Genomic DNA, 19705 nt, shown 5'->3' with positions numbered 1-19705 from the left:
AACAAAACACAAAAAAAAATCCCGCCTATTGGGATAGACGGAATTTTTTTCAATACCTGTGGATAAACTTCTACAGCTTACTTAATGAAATGCGCACGAAGCATCCAAGCCATCTTCTCATGCTTTTCTAATAATCCGACCAAAAAGTCCTCCGTACCATTATCCGCCGTTCCTTCAACTACGGAAAGATCGGCGCGAATTGACATCGCTATGGATTCATGATCAGCCAACAATTCCTTATAATAGGACTGACTGTCGGTTTTTTCTGAAGTAGACTCCGTTAAACGAGTCAATTTCAAATATTTATCAAAGGTACCTACCGCATAATGCCCTAAAGTACGTACACGTTCTGCGACTTCATCGATCACTTCAGCTAGTTCATCGTATTGTGATTCCAAAAATAAGTGAGCAGCATGAAAATCCGCACCTTCCACATTCCAATGCGCGTTGCGCGTTTTCATGTAGATAATGTGTTCATCTGCCAACAGCACATTTAGCAACTTTGCAACTTTTTTCAAGTCTGCATCTTTAATTCCAATTGAAGTTTTCATATGTATATTCCTTTGTTAACTATATGTTTTAAATGCTTAGTTAAATTTACCTAATAATGCAGTAAAAACCAAATAAAAAGCCACTCAAATTCACAATAATTACCTCAACTCACTATACCAAAACCGACTTGCATTTCGTATAGCTGCAAAAGGTTTGCTATGCCGAAAAATGAAAATACCGAAGCTGCACATACCTTGATCTTTGTTGACCGCAATAAAACCCAGACAGTGCCTTATGCACGAAACATTTTAAACAAAAATCGATCAAGCTATTATTTAAAGCACATAATGTTGTATTTTTGCGAACATCTTTATTTTGAGGGAGCGCTGCGGACAAAATGGACAACAATACATATTTTCATCAATTCAAACAGGATATTTCAGCTATTGAACTTCCGACACGATTTACTTTTCCATTTTGCTATGAACCGCATCCCCTTGCCGTCACCGCCGCACAAAAACTCCAACACTACATCGAAACCCAAGACGATTGGACCCACAATTTTGGCCTAGACGCCGCCGTGGAGGGACTCGCTATTGGAAAAATGTTCGGTGTTCTGGTTGTCAAAAACCAACACAATGAGCTTGGCTACCTTGCCGCTGTTTCGGGAAAACTGGCCGGGAGCAACAAACACCGGCATTTTGTACCCCCCATCTTCGATATGTTGGAAGAAAACAGTTTTTTCCTAAACGAAGAGGTGCATCTCAATGCGCTGAACCGAAAAATAGAAAATCTTGAAACAAGTGAAGAGCTAGCACATGCTCAACGTAATCTTGGTCTATTAAAAAACGGATGGGATAAATCACTCGATGAGCTAAAATCGAAATTGAGAATTCAAAAGAAGGAACGCAAAGAAACCCGCACAAAATTAAAGGTCAGTTTATCGGATGCGGAGTATGAATTATTGATGGAAGACATGCGGAGCCAGAGTTTAAAAGACAAACAACAGCTTCAACGTTTTCAATATGAAATGCATTTGGCCCTGGAGACAGAAAGTAACCATTTACACCAGTTGCTATCAACGATTACTGCGCTAAAAGAGGAACGCAAAATGCGCTCGGGAAATCTTCAAAAACAGCTTTTCGAACAATATAATTTTCGCAATGCAAAAGGGCAACACAAAAATGTAGTCGGCATATTCGATGAATTTGACCGCACAACACCGCCTGCCGGATCGGGGGAATGCGCAGCGCCAAAATTGCTGCAATATGCTTATGAAAACCAGTTAACACCCCTTGCTTTGGCCGAATTTTGGTGGGGCTGCTCACCTGCATCTGAAATACGCAGGCACAAAAACTACTACCCTGCCTGCCGCAAAAAATGTGAACCGATTTTAGGGTATATGCTCGAAGGCTTGGTCGTAGATCCCAATCCAATGCAACAGGAAATGACTTTGGATATAGCACTTCCTCAAATTTACGAAGATGAGGATATTATTATCATCAACAAACCGGCCGAATTTCTGTCTGTCCCCGGAATATATGTAAAGGATTCGGTCTACAACCGTATTCTTCAACGCTACCCAAATGCGGGACCGATTATTATCCACCGCCTCGACATGTCTACATCCGGCTTGTTGGTTGTTGCCAAAAACAAAGAGGCCCATAAATTTATTCAAGATCAATTTATACAACATACCATCAAAAAAACATACATTGCCTTACTGGATGGTATTATCGAAGCCGCATCAGGTATGATCGACCTCCCACTTCGCGTAGATCTGGATGATAGACCCCGGCAAATGGTCTGCTACACTTATGGCAAGCCAGCGCAGACAAAATGGGAAAAAATTGCGATAGCGAATAATCAAACGAGGGTCAGGTTTTACCCCCTGACTGGCCGCACCCACCAGCTTCGCATGCATGCCGTTCATCCAAATGGCCTAAATACACCTATTGTTGGTGACGATCTCTATGGCAGAAAAGCCAATAGATTACACCTCCACGCAGCTTCAATTACCTTTATTCATCCTCGTTCCAAGCAAGAAATGACCTTCGAAATCGAGCCAGATTTTTGATAGCGCTGACTATATCGTTACAAAAGTCAGTAAATAAAGCGGCGGAAAATCATCCCCAAGTCAAAATGTAATGTAAAATTTATTGACCCAAATCAATAATTTAACATAAAAAACTAATAAACAGCTATTTACAAAGAAATATAATTCAATTACTTTCCTTTATTACATTACAATAAAATTTTAATTATTCTTAATTTTTTGTTTCCTTTGTTCACTGATTTTTTGATTTTAATACCTATAAAGTCAAAAATAAAGTAGAAACAGGAAAACAATTTTGAATTTTCAAGATTATAGCAATATAATGAGAGCTAAAATAAACGCAACAACCTTCATAACTAAACTCTTTTTTTCGATAACGCTCGTGCTAACGGTCTCCATGGCTTTTGCCCAAAACAAAACCGTAACCGGCACAGTTAGAGATGCAAAGACCAAGAATCCTATACCCTATGCTACCGTAGCCGTTGTTGGCGCACCAGCTTCTGCTGGAACCACAACATCGACCAATGCAAATGGTGAATACAAACTTGTCTTTCCAACATCTTATGTAAAAATCAGAGCAAGTTACATTGGTTATGACAGCAAAGACGCTTTTGTTACGAATGATGCCACGCAAACAAAAGAAATTCTGATGGATCAACAGGACAACATGCTGGAAGAAGTTGTCGTCAAGGCCAAAAAGAAAAAATACAGCAACAAAGATAATCCTGCTGTCGCATTGATCCGAAAAGTCATCGAGAATAAGGAAAAAAACAGACTTTCAGGGCAACAATATGCTGAATTTGACCAATACGAGAAGATGTCTTTAGGATTAAGCAATCTGTCGGAGAAATTTGTCAATAAAAAAATATTCAAAAACTATCAATTTCTTTTTGAAACGGACGACTCTGCTAAAACTGCCAACAAATATGTTTTGCCTGCTTTCATTGAAGAAAAAATGTCCAAGGTATATTACCGTAAAGATCCAAGCAAAACCAAACAGTATATCCTTGGTGACCAACGTGCACAGTTTGACCCTAAATTTATTGACAACGATGGTCTCACAGCCTATTTCAATAAACTGTACGAACAAGTTGATATCTATGACAACAACATTTCATTGGTTACTAATCAGTTTTTAAGTCCGATTGCAAACTCCGCTCCTACTTTTTATAAGTTTTTTATTACGGATACGATTAAGACTGTACAACCTTGGTTGGTCGAATTAAGCTTCTTTCCGCGCAACAAAGCGGACATGTTATTCAAAGGTCAACTGTACGTTACTTTAGACGGCAATTATGCCGTGCAGGGCGCCAATATGACTGTTGCTGATGATATTAATCTAAACTTTGTCCGTGACCTTCAGATACAGCTTAAATTTGAGAAAGACAGCAAAAGTCGATTCTACCTAAAAACAAGTACACTAGGCATCGATTTTTCTTTAACAGAGAAAGGTATGGGTATACGCGGTAGCCGAACTGTAGATTACAACAATTACAAAGTTGGCATCCAGCAACCGGACAGCATCTATGACGGCCCGTCCACGGTTATTGCCTATAACGTCGAAAATAAGAAAGCGACAAAATCCTTATTTGAAACACAACGTCCGCTTGCCCTTGCACAAAACGAACTGAACATCTATCATAATATAGATACATTACAAAAGATTCCTTCATTCCGTACCTTCATGGATATCGCCGCCTTGCTGTTATCGGGATACAAACAGGCTGGTCCAGTTGAAATCGGCCCTGTCAATACATTCTATAGCTTTAATCCCGTAGAAGGTTTCCGTTTACGTGTCGGCGGACGTACGACAGAATCGTTAAGCAAACGCTTCTATGCTGAAACTTATGCGGCCTATGGTTTTAAAGATCAGAAGTGGAAATACTTTTTCAGCGGCACCTATGCGTTCAACAACAAATCAGTATACTCCTTCCCGATGCACTACATCAGGGCCTCTTATAAAAAGGATACGAAGATTCCGGGACAAAAACTGGAATTTATTCAGGAAGACAACTTCTTGCTATCTTTCAAACGCGGAGATAATGACCGTTACATCTATGAGACAAATTATGGCTTAGAGTATAAAAAAGAATTTTTAAATCACCTGGCTATTGGCGCTGCTTTCAATATCAACAGACAAACACCTGCAGGAAGTCTGACTTACCAAATGGTCGATGCCAACAATGAAAGTAGACTGTTCAATGAATTGAACTCGACCGAAGTATCTGTAAATTTCAGATATGCTCCACATGAAGAGTTTTATCAAGGAAAGATTTACCGGACACCTATATTCAACCAATATCCGATCTTCACGTTCAATTATACCGCTGGAATCAAAGGATTAGCGAAGGGTGAATACAATTACCACAACTTTAATGTTGGTGCGTTCAAGCGCTTTTATTTTAGTCAATTTGGATTTGCTGACGTGACAGCTGAGGGTAACTATATTGCAGGGAAAGAGATCCCATTCCCTTTCTTGACAATCCACCGCGCCAACCAGACCTATGCTTATCAATTGAACTCGTATAACTTGATGAACTTCCTTGAGTTTGTGAGTGACCATAATGCCTCATTGAACGTGCAATATTATATGAACGGCTTCCTTTTGAACAAGATTCCGTTGATCAAAAAACTTAAATTACGCGAAGTATTTAGCTTCAAAGGGGTATACGGTGGACTGCGTAAAGAAAACAATCCTGACGACCCTAATTATGGTTCAAAGGTATTCACTTGGCAGCACAACGCGGATGGCATACAAAGCTCCTATACGTTCGGTTCAGAACCTTATATGGAAGCGAGTATCGGTTTATCCAACATCTTTAAAATCTTACGTGTAGACTACGTAAAACGTCTAAACTATCTTGATCACGTCGATGCACCAGCCTGGGGTATTCGTGCACGGGTCAGATTTGACTTCTAATAGTTTCCATAAATTTATAGTATAATTTGAAGCCCTGTTCATACAAATGACAGGGCTTCTTTTTTTGCCTTATGCTTCCGAAACATCGGCTCCCCCGCCACCATCGCCACCTGGAGGATAAGTAGGAAGATAAAATGGTAGTGATGGATATGAATCCCGTGACGGTTGAAAACCTGGATTACTTGGTGGGGGCGGCACATTCACCTCAGGTAGGGTTCGGGGAAAGATTCGTACCTGCTTCGTACCTGCTTCGGACAAGCAACAGATATTGAACAGGTGCTGTACAGTTGTTGAACAGACCCCGAACAGGAAATATCTGGTCAGGGTTTGGTCAATATATGTTGCAAGATTGTCCCCGTCCGAAGCTGGTACGAACACAATACGAAGACAATACGAAGACAGCCCCACTGCATAAGCCCTGGAGACAAAAAAGCGATATTTTATCAAAAAAAATCCCCCTTGCACATAACAAGGAGGATAAAATTAGCATATGACGATGGTTAGTTTTTATGTTTAAATGCATCCACACCACTTTGCAGGAATGCCTTGTACTCTTCTACATTGTAGTTGGCACCGCTCTGAGGCACCAGTTTTTTGCCCGTCGGATCGACAATTACATACAGTGGCTGTGAATTGCTATCGAATGTGGCAGCTTGAAAATCGCTATTTTTCTTACCGATTGTATTGATCTTTTTGCCGCTATATTTGGAAACAAATTGTTCATTGGCAGCCAGCTCGGTCTTATCATCCACAAAAAGCTCGGCCATAACAAACTCTTCTTTTAATAATTTGGCCACCGCTTGGTCTGTCCAAACATTCGCTTCCATTTTACGACAATTGACACAATTCCAACCCGTAAAATCGATTAAAACGGGCTTGTTTAATTCTTTAGCCGTAGCTAATGCCTGGTCGTAATCATAATAAGGATCAAATCCTTTTGGCGTGCCTCTTTCATGAAAAATTTCAGCATATTTTTTCACCTTCCCGTCTGAATGTGCAGCAGCACCAGAGCTTACACCCGAAGAAAGATCAAAGTCTTGTGTTGCCGATGGTGGTAAAAAAGCAGAAATCGATTTTAAAGGTGCTCCCCATAAACCGGGCACCATATAGACCACAAAAGAAAAAACAACAATTGCCAAGATCGTTCTGGGAACAGATAGGAATTTCAGCTCACTGTCATGGGAGAACTTTATCTTGCCAATCAAGTATAGACCCATCAAAGCAAAAATAGCAATCCATAGCGACAGGAACACCTCTCTATCCAACCAATTCCAGTGATAAGCTAAGTCGACATTGGATAAAAATTTCAATGCTAAAGCGAGTTCCAAAAATCCCAATACTACTTTTACACTATTCAGCCAACCACCGGATTTCGGCAAGGATTTAAGCATGGAAGGAAACATGGCGAACAAACCAAAAGGAATGGCCAGGGCAATGGAGAATCCCAACATCCCAATTGCTGGACCTAATCTTTCCCCTTTCGAAGCTGCCTCAACCAACAACGTCCCAATAATCGGTCCTGTACAAGAAAATGAAACCAATGACAAGCTGAAGGCCATAAAGAACAAGCCGACCAAACCACCTTTATCTGATTTGGCATCCATTTTATTGACAAAGGAGCTTGGTAAAGTAATTTCAAATGCACCAAAAAAAGATGCCGCAAATCCAACCAACAACAAAAAGAAAATGAAGTTGAATATACCGTTAGTCGAAAGCGCATTGAGTGCATCAGATCCGAATGCGATCGTGATAATCATCCCCAAAGCAACATAAATCACAATAATAAATAATCCATACAACAGGGCTTTACTGATACCACTGGCACGACTTCCCGACTGTTTCGTAAAATAACTCACCGTCAGGGGTAGCATCGGAAAAATACAAGGCATCAATAATGCTGCAAAACCGCCTATAAGGCCTGCAATAAAGATACTCCACAATGATTTCTTTTCTGCCCCAGCAGCTTTTTCACCTGTTGCTACTGCCGCTACTGTGGTCTTGTTCGAGTCGGCCTTTACGGTAGAGGTATCCGGAGATTCCTCAAAAGATAGTGAATCGGGACTGATCGTACCATCCGTAAACTCAAGCCCCTCCAACTTGTTTGTTGTTGTATCTGCTTGGGCAAACATGGACACAGGCGCTATCAGCAACATGAGAAGGATAAATAATTTGAAATTGACTTTCATTTTGTGTTATTCTTAGGTATATATTGGTTTTTGAATAAATGAAACCCGAGGAGCTAGAGACTCCCCGAGTTAACTATAAACATATGAAACTAAATCTTTTTAGGCTCCAAATACTGGATTTGCCAATCTGCAAATAGGTTGAAAACCCGAAAAATCAACGTCTGTAGAAAGATATCCTTCTTTTACCGGTTCCTCTTTCACCAAATCAGTACTTAGGTATTTTTTGTTATCATCACAAAGTAGCGTCACCACGATAGCCTCATCACCCAGCTCCTGTTGTAATTTAATCGCTCCGATTACATTTGCTCCGGAAGAGATACCAACAGCCAATCCCAACTGGCGCGATAGTTTCTGCGCCATAATAATGGAATCACCATCATTCGCACAAACCACTGTATCGAGTTCATCTAAATCCACAATAGCAGGAATAAACTCATCTGATATTCCCTGAATACGGTGTGAACCTACTTTATGTCCTGTAGTCAAGGTTGGACTTTCTGCCGGCTCCAGTGGATGGACACGGACATTTGGGTTTACCTTTCTTAAGCTTCTCCCTACACCCATTACCGTGCCACCGGTTCCCACGCCAGCGACAAAAGCATCAGCAACTAAGCCCTGTTCCTCCAATTGCTTTACAATCTCGTAACCTGTAGTTTTCTCATGCGCTTCGGCATTATATTGATTCTCAAATTGTCGTGGAAGAAAAACACCGCCTTTCGCAGCAAGCTCTTCACTTAAACGAATACTTCCTAAAAAACCACCTTCTTCTTTGCTTATCAACTGAATATCCGCTCCCATACTTCGAATAATATCGGTACGCTCCTTACTCAGCCAGTTGGGCATAATAATCTTTACTTGATGACCAAGCGCTTTGCCGATTGCTGAAAAAGCAATCCCTGTATTTCCACTCGTGGCTTCAATAACAACATCAGTCGGGCGAATCTGACAATTCATATACGCTTTGTATAGAATATAGAGTGCCATTCTATCCTTAATGCTACCCGTCAGGTTGTAGTTCTCACATTTCACGAAAATTCGCCCCGGTTTACCTTTGTAAGTAAACTGTAGTTCCAACATCGGCGTATTTCCGACTAATCGCCACAGATGTTTGAATCTCTTGTCCAATGCAGGTGACAAACACGCACTTAATAATTCTTGTTCAGCCATTTCTTATAAATGATTATTCTGTTGCAAAATTGACCAATGACAAGATAATATTCAATACACCACCATAATTTCAATAAAAATTAAATTAAAAGACATAAAAACCAATAAATAATTCAGAACAATAGTGTATTTTTACACCCGTACCGGAAATATTCAGATTATGGAATTGGATGATATCGATGTAAAATTATTGCGCCTCCTACAGCAAGATGCCTCCATGAGCAATAAAGCGCTTTCCTTTGAACTCAACAAATCTATCGCAGCTGTTCATGAACGTGTTAGAAAGCTAAAGCGGTTGGGTTACATCAAAAAAACGGTGGCAATTTTGGACCGCCACAAGATAGGCATTGGGTTAATTTCATTTTCCCAGGTTTTTCTCAAGGCACATACTTTTGAAGTCTTGAATGAATTTGAAAAAGAGGTGGCTAAATTTCCTGAGGTGATGGAATGCTACCAAATGGCGGGTTCTTACGACTTTATGTTACGTATAGCAACCAAAGATATGGATGCTTATCATATTTTTCTTCGGCATCGACTGGCTGTATTACCGCAAGTAAACACCGTACAGACCTACTTTGTATTATCGGAGACAAAAAGCGAGACGGCTTATCCCCTTTAATTTTTGTCTTAAAAAACGAAGGGATATCGCTATCATGTGCAATAGCACTATTGTACATGATAGCAATAAAAAAATAATTAATCGAATAACAAGGTACCCGTCACGTTCCAGCTACTGAAACTCGTTCCTTCAGGCGCTCCCTGTGGGATCTGTACCTGCATGGTGTAATCGCCTGCTTTTAAATTCCCCAAATCAATATAGATCGGTGGCGTTACTGTACCTGGACACCAATTGGAGCGACTCAGGTCGGATGAAGACAACCCTGTAGCAAAATTGCCTGAAGCTGGGTTCGACAAACGATAAGAACCACAATCATTGCGCCAAGGTGTGTATTTAAAGCGCAATGAATCGTTTAGGAAAATGCGGTTTTCTTTAGGTACAAACTCATCACCATTACCCCAGCCTCCATGCCCGGTGGTAATATAGCGTAATTGCACGTTTTTAGCATCCTGGTCCAAATGAAATGAAACAGTAAGACCTTTCTCCTTGTCAAACATAGATCCGTACTCCTGACCGCTCATTTCCATGACATTGGTCGTCGTAAATAAAGACATCGTCTTTTTCAGACTGCCTTTTGACTCGGCATCGAAGCCCGGATGTATCGTCAGCTCCACGCTCACCTCATGTCCATTTTTATCATAGTTACCAATGAAGGCCCCCACATAGACTTCCTGCTCGCTCAACATACCCGCCAATTCGGTTACGTCCTGACGGTACAGCACCGAGTCTTGCCAAACCTTATCCTTTAACTGAAGATAGTTAAACTGCTTAACACCAAAAGGTGTAAAGAAACGCATTAACTCAACAATAGGCTCAAAGGATGCTGTTTTCACAACCCCTTGATAGGTCTTACCATTACCATTTTCATACTTGGGAAGGGTACCCATACCATTTTTCATGCCATCCAAAAAGCTCTGCGCCTTGTTGGTCGGGATGATAAAAACTGATCCCGTGCGATCATAGGCATCACCTTTCGATTGTTCGACCAACTGCACAAATACATTGTCGCTTGCTTTTATTTTGGGGATTTTCACCTTTTTTACCAAAACTGTCCCATTAGCAAAACGCAAAATAGAATCCGACTTTACACCATCCGAAAAACGTATACGCTCCTTCCGGAAGACAGGTATTTGGATAAAACGGTTCTTCCAGATAAGATCTTTATAAGAAAGTTCATCGTAAGGTTTTTCAGTTCCTCTTAGCCTCAGTTGATCCGGTATAGTCTTTACCTTTTCTACTTTGGTGGCAAAGGTACGTGTATTCCCATTGCGGATTACCTCGAGTACCAGACCAAGGTCCTGACCAAGCTCTGTGGGTGCGCCTTTTACCCCTAATTTATCGGTATACCAAACTTCTATTTTATTGGAATTGATGCTCGTCTCCACTTTTTTACAGGGATAACCCAAGATTGTTTTGGTCTCGTTTGTGGCGTTAAATTTTTGCTTCGAAAGCGCGAGCGAATCTTTGGTCAGAATGATTGATCCGTCTTTGAGTTTAGCAATTTTAAGTAAGGCATTGCCTCCAGCACGCTCCACCACAACCCGTTCGTATGGCGGCGCCAACTGTCCGTTCATTTCTTTTGCCGAACTAACAAAAGTCTCCTTTTCATTGGCATAGACCAGAATGGCACTTTGATTGGCCGCTGTATTCCCATTGAAACTTTGATTATATTGAATCACATAATTCGCCAACTTTTGCGCCTGCGAAGACAATGACAAACATAAAATAGACGTAAAAAGAATACTTTTCTTCATAGCATGTGTATTGGTTTAGATGCAAAAATAAGAAAGGCTTTAGGAATTCCTAAAGCCTTTCTTATTTTATGCTAAAACGTTTATTTGATCAACCAGATATCCAAGAGGTAAAATACCGCAAAAATCACCGAGGCATAACCATTGGTTGTCATAAAGTCGCGATTGACCCGACTTAGATTGGTCGATGAAAACAGGGTATGCTGGTAAATCAGCAGCGCCCCATAAAAGACCACACCTAAATAATAAATCCAACCTACAGGCATCAAAAATGCTGGTATTAAAATAAATATAAAAGAAAGCACATGCAGGCATTCCGAAACGCGCATAGCTCCCTTCGTTCCTAACCACACGGGTATAGAATTTAGCTGATTTGCCCGATCAAAGGCTTCGTCCTGCAAAGCGTAAATAATATCGAAGCCACTCACCCAAGTCAACACCGCGAAACCATAAAGTACCGGAACGGTCGCAAATTGTCCTGTAATAACCATATATGCGCCTATTGGAGCCAATCCTAGCCCTGCTCCCAATACAAGATGACATAAGGGCGTTATGCGCTTTGTATAGGAGTAAAAAAGCACAACAAAAAGTGCAATGGGCGACAACATAAAACAAAGAGAATTGATAAAATACGTCGCAGCAATAAAAATCAGACAATTTACCAGCGTAAAAACCAGCGCATTTTTAGCGGAAATTTTTCCGGCAGGAATATCACGCATGGCCGTTCTTGGATTAATGGCATCAATATCTCTATCCAGATAACGATTGAATGCCATGGCAGCATTACGGGCCGTCACCATACAAACGAGCATTAACACCAATAATTTCCACGAAAAGACATAGTCCGTTGTGTGCAAGGCCAAAAAGAAGCCAATAAAGGCAAATGGCAGCGCAAATACACTATGGGCAAATAAAACTAAAGACAGGTATTTTTTCATCTAACTTAAAATCTAGCTAAAACTGTTCGTTTCCGTCGAGTTCAGGGCGAACAAATCGGCCATTAACTTCACCGATAGCTTCTAAAATAGGTTCATGGCCCATTTTCTTCTCCGCAGACGTTAGGAAAATCGGCGGCACCTCCTCAAACCATTGGAGCAATGATTTTTTAAATTTCGCAATATTTGCATCGGATTTAACAGCCGATTGCTTATCGGCTTTGGTGAAAACCAACATAAATGGTAAACCGCATTCACCCAACCAATAGCAAAAATCAAGATCAATCTTTTGTGGTTCATGACGGCTATCCACCAACACAAAAACGCATTGCAAATTGTCCCGATGGGTAAGATATCGACGGATGAACTTTTCCCATTCGTTGCGACTTGTTTTAGAGGCCTTAGCAAAACCATAACCTGGCAAATCCACCAAATACCATGTATCGTCGATGATAAAATGATTGATCAATTGCGTCTTACCAGGTTTTTGGGAGGTCTTGGCAAGTCCTTTCTTGTTGGTCATCGCATTGATCAACGATGATTTACCGACATTTGAACGTCCGATAAACGCATATTCCGGCAAATTAGGTGCAGGTAATTTGTCAACTCTCGTGTTACTGCACACGAATTCGGCTTTTTTCACTTCCATGAAACAAAGGTACGTTAAATGAATCCCTTTGACAAGATTTGTACCGCTTCTATTCCATAAAAAAGCTTGACCTCCGATTTTATGGGCAGGATAATAAAATGTCCCTAATTATTTTTAACTTTCACTACAAACGATTAGTCAAACGAATAAGCGCATTCCGAAGCGGCGTTATGCAATCGGAAAACGATGTAGTATTAACCAAATAAAAGAAGTCCTGCATGTAATAAGAAGACCTGTATGAATATAAAAGAGGCCTGCGCATAATAAAAGATGGCCAGTGCGAAGAATGGAAACATCACCTTGCATAAAATTTTTCAGGGATGCTGTAACAATTCAGCTGTACAAGATACTAACTACATAAATAAACGTCAGTCTTTGGAAAAAAAGCCATGTTCTTACAAACCCAAAGCACGAATAAATTAAACCTTAAAATAGATGTTACTCGAAATCAATCATGTCACCAAAGATTACGCCAATCACCGTGCATTGGACGATGTATCCATTCAAATCCCAAAGGGTAAGATTTTTGGGCTATTGGGGCCAAACGGGGCTGGAAAAACATCCCTGATCCGTATTATTAACCAAATTACTGCTCCCGATTCCGGCGACATTCTGTTTAATGGCGAACCCTTGGGCCCACAGCATATTGCTCAAATCGGCTATTTACCCGAAGAGCGGGGTTTGTACAAAAAAATGAAAATTGGCGATCAAATGTTGTATTTGGCACAACTTAAGGGACTTTCCAAGCGAGAAGCCTTAGCACGCATCCGAGATTGGTGCCAGCGCCTGGACATCACATCCTGGTTGGACAAAAAAATAGAAGATCTCAGTAAAGGTATGCAGCAAAAAGTACAATTTGTCGCTACAGTCATCCACCAACCACAATTGATTATCTTAGATGAGCCCTTTTCGGGATTTGATCCCGTAAATGCCAATATCATAAAAGAACAGATTCTCCGCTTAAATCAAGAAGGTGCGACCATTATATTTTCCACACACCGCATGGAGACTGTGGAAGAGCTCTGCGATAATATTGCCCTCATCAACCGATCAAAAAAAATACTGGATGGTTCTGTACAAGCGATTAAAAAAGAATACCGAAATCAAACCTATCGATTGGAATATACAGCCAGCGAAGATAATTTTCTTCTGTCCGACGACACCCTATTTAAGGTCATCACGTCAAGTAAGCATGAAAAAACATACATTACTACAATTCAGTTAAATAACAACATTCATATCAATGATGTATTAATGCGTTTCATCCCCCAAATACAGCTCAATCAACTCATTGAAATCGTTCCCTCCATGGCGGATATTTTCATCCAAAAAGTAACACAAGTCTCACCTACAGCTAACGATCATGCATAAAATATTACTCATCATCCAAAGGGAATACCTATCACGTGTCAAGAAAAAATCTTTTATTGTCATGACTTTTGCCGTGCCCCTGTTCTTTTTCGCACTGTATGCAGGCATGTTTTATCTGACAAAAAAGAGCTTCAAAGATTCGCACACCGAAGTCTTTATTTTAGATGAGCAAGGCGATTTTGCCAGCAAACTCCAAAGCAATAAAAATGTAAGTTATACGGTATCCAAATTGGACCTTCAGGCCCAAAAAGCGCAGCTTACACAAAGCGAAGGAAAACAGTCGATCCTTTATATTCCAAAAGATATTTTAACAAGCGAAAGAGCCGAACTGATTACCGGCGGCAAGACAAGTTTTGTCATACAGGAGATCATTAGCGGCCAGCTGGAAGAAATCATCCGTGAAAAGGAATATAAAGCCAAGGGAATCGACCTGCAGATTATCCAGTCCATTAAGCCTAAAGTCACCATCGATGCAAAAGAAATAACAGCAGACGGTGAAGAAAAGAACAGCAATACAGCCATTGCAATGGGTCTTGGTGTCGCTTTGGCTATCTTAGTATACCTATCGCTGTTTCTCTATGGTGCCCAGGTAATGCGTGGTATTATCGAAGAAAAAAGCAACCGTATCATCGAAGTCATTATTTCCTCGGTCAAACCCTTTCAGCTCATGATGGGTAAAATTGTTGGGATTGGTATGGTTGGACTGACACAATTTGTCATGTGGCTCGTGCTTACAGGAGGCCTATTTATCACAGCAACGCTCCTATTTGTCAACCCTCAGGATATGCAGGAGGTTGCCGCAAGCCAACCTGGGGCGGGCAATATGAGTACCGTATCAAAAGCAATGGCCCAGAATGATTCTGCTTCGATCCTTACGTCGATCCAAAGCTTTAACTTCACGGAGGTCATCATTTTCTTCTTTCTGTTTTTTATTGCCGGATACCTGTTGTATAGTGCTATTTTTGCCGCTGCAGGCTCAGCTGTCGACAACGAAACAGAGGCCAATCAGTTTTCCATGCCTATTACCATGCCCTTGCTATTGACCTATATTCTCTCGTTCGGCGTCATTATCAATGATCCCAATGGACCGATTGCAACATGGTTAAGCTTTATTCCATTCACCTCACCCATCGCTATGCTCGTTCGCATACCTTTTGGTGTACCCCTATGGCAGATCCTGACCTCGTTAACCTTGCTCATACTAACCTTCTTATTGGTAACCTGGGTCGCTGCCCGTATCTACCGTGTCGGTATTTTGATCTATGGTAAAAAAGCAAGTCTCAAAGAAATTATCAAATGGTTCAATTACAAAGGCTAATCGTATTCTGAACCAGCTGCACATAACGACAACAACATAAAAAGGGGGTGTCTAAAAAGTAAAAAAAAACCTCTGAGAATTGGATATTTGAAAAGTTCCTGTATGGGTAGACGTTAAAATATCAAGAAACAAGGGGCTATCCAACCTTTTTTTTGGACAGCCCCTTTTCTTTTATATACAAGCATCCCGATTAGGCTACAATCATAAATAGTAAGATAAGCACCTAAAAACAGCTCAGTTAATATCTTAAATTCAATTTTTTAAAGACAAAATGCCACAACCATATCGGTCCTACAAGTAAAAACTGTAGAAACTGCTGTCCTGTTATTTTCTTCTTTTCCTTTCCCTTACCGATAAACAGCGCGACAATAGCTAGCAATGCGATCCCCAAACACACCCAGATGACAGCTGGGCCGCCATTCTTTTGCGCGTATTCCAATTGCACAATAAAGAAACTCATTCCCCCGATAGAGAATAATATCGCATAGGACAACGTTGCAGACAGCTTTAAATAATAATAAATGACAATAGCGATGAAGAAAGACCCCCAATTCAAAAAAGTATGCCAATTGAGTTTGACCAAGAACTCGAACTGTGGAAATGGGATCATCCAGATGCAGCCCATGATACCAAAAAACAATAATGGTAAAAAGATGGCTTGAATCAGACGATTGGTCGGATCCTGAAAATTAGCATCAAGCTCCGCAAAATACTTATCTACGGGACGTAAAGGTTCGACTTCTTGAACTTTCTTCTTTTGTTTCATTCGGCAAATTTAACAAATATTGAGCATGCCTTAGGCCTTAAAAATGATAATATCCCTTATTTTTTGGTCTGCTGCACGTCATTATATGCTTTCAGCGCATACAAACTCGCTTACTCCTATTCTATTCCGTAATATTGCAACATGAAGTCTTACAAACATATCTTATTTGATCTGGATGGAACCCTGACCGACCCCGCAGAAGGGATTACCAAATGTATTGCCTATGCCTTGGAATCCAAAGGCATCCATACAGCAGATCTGAATAGCCTCAAACCCTTGATCGGCCCACCCCTTAAAGATTCTTTCATACATACCTTTGGATTTGAGGAAAGCGAAGCAATTGCCTGTGTAGAAAAATATCGAGAACGCTTTTCAACCATAGGGCTATATGAGAATATCCTGTTTGATCGCATACCTGAGCTTTTAGCATTGCTGAAAACAAAAGGATACAGTATCTACCTTGCGACCTCCAAACCCGAAATTTTCGCCCACAAGATATTACAGCACTTTGCAATAAATACCTATTTTGATTTTGCGGGCGGAAGCGCTTTGGACGATTCCAGACCGACCAAAACCAGTGTCATCCAATATGTCATGGAACAGGCCAAGCTAACACGTCCACAAGACTGCCTCATGATCGGAGATCGCAAACATGATCTGATTGGTGCCCGAGAAACAGGCATGGATGCTGTTGGTGTATTGTATGGCTATGGTAGCCAAGCCGAACTAGAACAGGAAGATCCGACCTATCTATTGGCTACAGTGACAGATCTGATAGAATTTTTCCGATATTAAGTCTCCTTTGGAGAATGGAATGGCTGAAATGATGAAGTTGAAGGAAAAACGTGTAGAATTGCATAAAAAAAGCTCCAAACAAAATGTTTGGAGCTTTTTTTATAATAGATCCTTAGGATCTATTTTGCGTAAGACACTGACCTTGTCTCACGAATTACAGTTACTTTAATTTGCCCTGGATAAGTCATTTCCGTTTGAATACGGTTAGAGATATCAGCAGCTAGTATTTCCGACTGTGCATCAGACACCTTCTCACTCTCAACGATGACACGTAGCTCACGGCCAGCTTGTATCGCGAAGGTTTTCTCAACCCCAGGATACGATAAAGCCAAATCTTCCAACTCTTTTAGGCGCTTGATATAACTTTCCACAACCTCACGACGTGCGCCCGGGCGTGCACCAGAGATCGCGTCACAAGCCTGAACGACCGGAGATATTAAGGCAGTCATTTCGATCTCATCATGGTGAGCACCAATTGCATTACATACATCAGGGTGTTCCTTGTATTTCTCGGCAAGTTGCATACCTAAAATAGCGTGTGGCAACTCCGGATTATCATCAGGCACTTTACCTATATCGTGTAGTAATCCAGCACGTTTCGCATGTTTAACATTCAGACCTAGTTCTGCCGCCATTGTTGCTGCAAAATTAGCTACCTCACGCGAGTGTTGTAAAAGATTCTGTCCGTAAGACGAGCGGTAACGCATGCGCCCTACCATACGAATCAATTCAGGGTGCAAACCATGGATTCCCAAATCGATCGCGGTACGTTCACCAATTTCAACGATTTCATCCTCTATTTGCGTCCGCGTCTTAGCAACAACCTCTTCAATACGTGCCGGGTGAATACGACCATCTGTTACCAAACGGTGTAAAGCCAAACGCGCTATTTCGCGACGTACGGGATCGAAACCAGATAGGATAATTGCTTCAGGTGTATCGTCTACGATGATTTCTACGCCTGTTGCAGCTTCCAATGCACGAATATTACGACCTTCGCGACCAATAATACGACCTTTGATTTCATCATTTTCGATATTGAAAATTGAGACGGTATTTTCGATCGCAGATTCCGTAGCAGTGCGTTGGATGGTCTGAATAACAACCTTTTTCGCCTCTTTAGTCGCCGTCAATTTGGCCTCATCCACAATATCTTTGATTTGAATCATCGCTTGTGAGCGGGCTTCTTCGCGCAACGAGTCCACCAATTGATTTTTTGCTTCGTCAGCAGTTACGCCAGCGATACTTTCCAATTGCTTAATCTGTTGTAATTTGAGCGTTTCTACTTCTTCAGATTTCTTTTCATTTAGTTCAACCAACTTATCCAATTGCTTTTTTTTGGTATCCACCTCTTGCTTATCGCGATTGATGTTTTCCAGCTTTTGGTTAATTGACTGTTCTTTTTGTCTTAACGTATTTTCCTTTTGGTTGATGGTATTATTACGTTGATTGACTTCCTTTTCGTGTTCAGATTTTAATTGAAGGAACTTTTCTTTGGCCTCTAACAGGCGTTTCTTTTTAATGTGTTCCCCTTCCTGCTCTGCATCTTTCAGTATGCTATTTACCTTATCCTTGGCTTCCTGCTCTTGTTTCTTAAATAACAGAACCAATAGATAACGACCTATAACAACACCAACAATCAGAGAAATTATGCTATAAATTGCGATGTCCATGTATGTATAATTGTATTATTTATGTTTGTTTTTATTAATTATATTCAAATTCCAGTAAAATCATCAATCAGCCTTTTCCCTTACCTTTGGTATGCGCCAAGTCAATAGCGATCCGGATAAGTGCATCAGGACTTCATGACAAAAAAAAACCGCAATTAAATTTAAACAGGTCTCATGTATTATTAAACTTCGTGATTACATAATTAGGCTTAGATTATGACCCAGATGGCTTTCGCAAAATGGCCTATATCTTTTTGCGCCTGTAATATTGAAGCGTTAAGTTTAAAATAGTGACAACCCGAATTTAATTGCGGCAAATTCGTCGTTTAAGCTCTAAATATAAAGAACGTAAATTTATTTTTTAAAGAAATCCGTCAACAACTGATCAAGTTCCTGTACTGAATTTTCCAAACCCACTTCGTGGTTTTGAGACTGCCGCTCTGCATTAAGCATACGCGTCGCAAATTGCAATACACACATGGATAACAAATCCTGCTTATCTCTCACAGTATAGTTTTCCTGCAATTCCTTTACTTTTTCATTTATCAATTTCGCAGCGTGTCGAATTACTTCTTCTTCCGCGCTCTCCACCCGAAGGGGATAAACACGATCTGCGATATTTATTTTTATGGAAATCTCTCCCATTTCTTTGAGCTTTTTAACGTTGTATTAGTTTGAATCCGATAACACTTCTCCCAACTATTTCAACAAACTAATACACTTGTCTATTTCCCGCACAAAATCGTTAATTTTTTGTTTTGTGTCAAGTATTTTTTCATTAATTGCTTCCTTATCCGTTTCAGAATCTAACGTACGGGCAACTGCCAACGCTTTGACCTTCTCTTCCAATTGCTTGCTCTTATCGTTGCTCGCATCGAAAGCCACTTTTAAGGATTGTACCTCTAATTTAAGCAAATCATTTTCTTCTTGCAAGACTTCGCACAATTGAATTAAATTTTTCGTTTTCTCAACGATCAGATTCATTTGTGAAGACAATGTTGCCATAA

At 40.6% G+C, this 19705-nt stretch carries 17 protein-coding genes; 6 read left to right on the top strand and 11 right to left on the bottom strand.

Features of this window, described 5'->3' with window-relative positions; translation table 11 throughout:
* Window positions 1-77: 77 nt before the first annotated feature.
* Window positions 78-551, bottom strand: coding sequence for a Dps family protein (locus K2F45_RS09940; RefSeq protein ID WP_153846887.1), 474 nt, complete (start codon window positions 549-551; stop codon window positions 78-80).
* Window positions 552-889: 338 nt separating this feature from the next.
* Between K2F45_RS09940 and K2F45_RS09935 the strand changes: the two genes are divergently transcribed.
* Both K2F45_RS09935 and K2F45_RS09930 read left to right on the top strand, forming a co-directional pair.
* Complete coding sequence (locus K2F45_RS09935) at window positions 890-2569, top strand: RluA family pseudouridine synthase (RefSeq protein WP_248933438.1); 1680 nt, start codon at window positions 890-892, stop codon at window positions 2567-2569.
* A gap of 301 nt (window positions 2570-2870) precedes the next feature.
* Window positions 2871-5468, top strand: coding sequence for a DUF5686 and carboxypeptidase-like regulatory domain-containing protein (locus tag K2F45_RS09930; RefSeq protein ID WP_075992002.1), 2598 nt, complete (start codon window positions 2871-2873; stop codon window positions 5466-5468).
* 69 nt (window positions 5469-5537) lie between these two features.
* Here the strand turns inward: K2F45_RS09930 and K2F45_RS09925 are convergent, their stop codons facing one another.
* The 3 genes from K2F45_RS09925 to K2F45_RS09915 all read right to left on the bottom strand — a co-directional run bounded on the left by K2F45_RS09925 (window position 5538) and on the right by K2F45_RS09915 (window position 8821).
* The gene (locus K2F45_RS09925; RefSeq protein ID WP_248933437.1) at window positions 5538-5915 is read right to left on the bottom strand and encodes a hypothetical protein; all 378 of its coding nucleotides are present in this window, start codon (window positions 5913-5915) and stop codon (window positions 5538-5540) included.
* Between the two features lie 53 nt (window positions 5916-5968).
* Window positions 5969-7654: a protein-disulfide reductase DsbD family protein gene (locus K2F45_RS09920; protein ID WP_248933436.1), complete on the bottom strand. Its 1686-nt coding sequence runs from the start codon at window positions 7652-7654 to the stop codon at window positions 5969-5971.
* 99 nt (window positions 7655-7753) lie between these two features.
* Window positions 7754-8821: a PLP-dependent cysteine synthase family protein gene (locus K2F45_RS09915; protein ID WP_248933435.1), complete on the bottom strand. Its 1068-nt coding sequence runs from the start codon at window positions 8819-8821 to the stop codon at window positions 7754-7756.
* Window positions 8822-8978: 157 nt separating this feature from the next.
* On the opposite strand from K2F45_RS09915, the gene K2F45_RS09910 reads away from it, so the two are divergent.
* Window positions 8979-9440: an Lrp/AsnC family transcriptional regulator gene (locus K2F45_RS09910; protein WP_248933805.1), complete on the top strand. Its 462-nt coding sequence runs from the start codon at window positions 8979-8981 to the stop codon at window positions 9438-9440.
* Between the two features lie 77 nt (window positions 9441-9517).
* Here K2F45_RS09910 and K2F45_RS09905 read toward each other — a convergent pair whose 3' ends face one another.
* The 3 genes from K2F45_RS09905 to yihA form a co-directional block, all read right to left on the bottom strand.
* Complete coding sequence (locus K2F45_RS09905; protein ID WP_248933434.1) at window positions 9518-11194, bottom strand: PNGase F N-terminal domain-containing protein; 1677 nt, start codon at window positions 11192-11194, stop codon at window positions 9518-9520.
* A gap of 80 nt (window positions 11195-11274) precedes the next feature.
* Complete coding sequence (locus K2F45_RS09900; protein ID WP_248933433.1) at window positions 11275-12129, bottom strand: UbiA-like polyprenyltransferase; 855 nt, start codon at window positions 12127-12129, stop codon at window positions 11275-11277.
* A gap of 16 nt (window positions 12130-12145) precedes the next feature.
* Window positions 12146-12775, bottom strand: a complete 630-nt coding sequence (gene yihA / locus K2F45_RS09895; RefSeq protein WP_248933432.1) for a ribosome biogenesis GTP-binding protein YihA/YsxC — start codon at window positions 12773-12775, stop codon at window positions 12146-12148.
* 435 nt (window positions 12776-13210) lie between these two features.
* Here yihA and K2F45_RS09890 point away from each other — a divergent pair, with 435 nt between their 5' ends.
* Window positions 13211-14146 carry an ABC transporter ATP-binding protein gene (locus tag K2F45_RS09890; RefSeq protein WP_248933431.1) on the top strand — a complete coding sequence of 312 codons (936 nt, stop codon included), beginning with the start codon at window positions 13211-13213 and terminating at the stop codon, window positions 14144-14146.
* Window positions 14139-15464 carry an ABC transporter permease gene (locus K2F45_RS09885; RefSeq protein WP_248933430.1) on the top strand — a complete coding sequence of 442 codons (1326 nt, stop codon included), beginning with the start codon at window positions 14139-14141 and terminating at the stop codon, window positions 15462-15464. Before K2F45_RS09890 ends, K2F45_RS09885 begins: the two co-directional genes overlap by 8 nt.
* A gap of 238 nt (window positions 15465-15702) precedes the next feature.
* Here K2F45_RS09885 and K2F45_RS09880 read toward each other — a convergent pair whose 3' ends face one another.
* Window positions 15703-16230, bottom strand: coding sequence for a DUF962 domain-containing protein (locus tag K2F45_RS09880; protein WP_075991994.1), 528 nt, complete (start codon window positions 16228-16230; stop codon window positions 15703-15705).
* Between the two features lie 141 nt (window positions 16231-16371).
* On the opposite strand from K2F45_RS09880, the gene K2F45_RS09875 reads away from it, so the two are divergent.
* Entirely contained in the window at window positions 16372-17025 is a 654-nt protein-coding gene (locus tag K2F45_RS09875; RefSeq protein WP_248933429.1) for an HAD-IA family hydrolase, read from the top strand.
* Window positions 17026-17144: 119 nt separating this feature from the next.
* Here K2F45_RS09875 and rny read toward each other — a convergent pair whose 3' ends face one another.
* The 3 genes from rny to K2F45_RS09860 all read right to left on the bottom strand — a co-directional run bounded on the left by rny (window position 17145) and on the right by K2F45_RS09860 (window position 19703).
* Window positions 17145-18698, bottom strand: coding sequence for a ribonuclease Y (gene rny / locus K2F45_RS09870; protein WP_075991992.1), 1554 nt, complete (start codon window positions 18696-18698; stop codon window positions 17145-17147).
* Between the two features lie 354 nt (window positions 18699-19052).
* On the bottom strand, window positions 19053-19343 hold the full coding sequence (locus K2F45_RS09865; RefSeq protein WP_046675831.1) for a cell division protein ZapA: 291 nt from the start codon (window positions 19341-19343) through the stop codon (window positions 19053-19055).
* A gap of 54 nt (window positions 19344-19397) precedes the next feature.
* A complete protein-coding gene (locus K2F45_RS09860; RefSeq protein ID WP_046675830.1) occupies window positions 19398-19703 on the bottom strand; it encodes a hypothetical protein in 306 nt (101 codons plus the stop codon).
* Window positions 19704-19705 lie beyond the last annotated feature (2 nt).

This window comes from Sphingobacterium siyangense (assembly GCF_023277505.1).
In the GTDB taxonomy this organism is placed as follows: Bacteria; Bacteroidota; Bacteroidia; order Sphingobacteriales; family Sphingobacteriaceae; genus Sphingobacterium; species Sphingobacterium siyangense.
The sequence above is the reverse complement of the archived record's forward strand: the minus strand, read 5'-3'. Positions and strand labels throughout refer to the sequence as shown.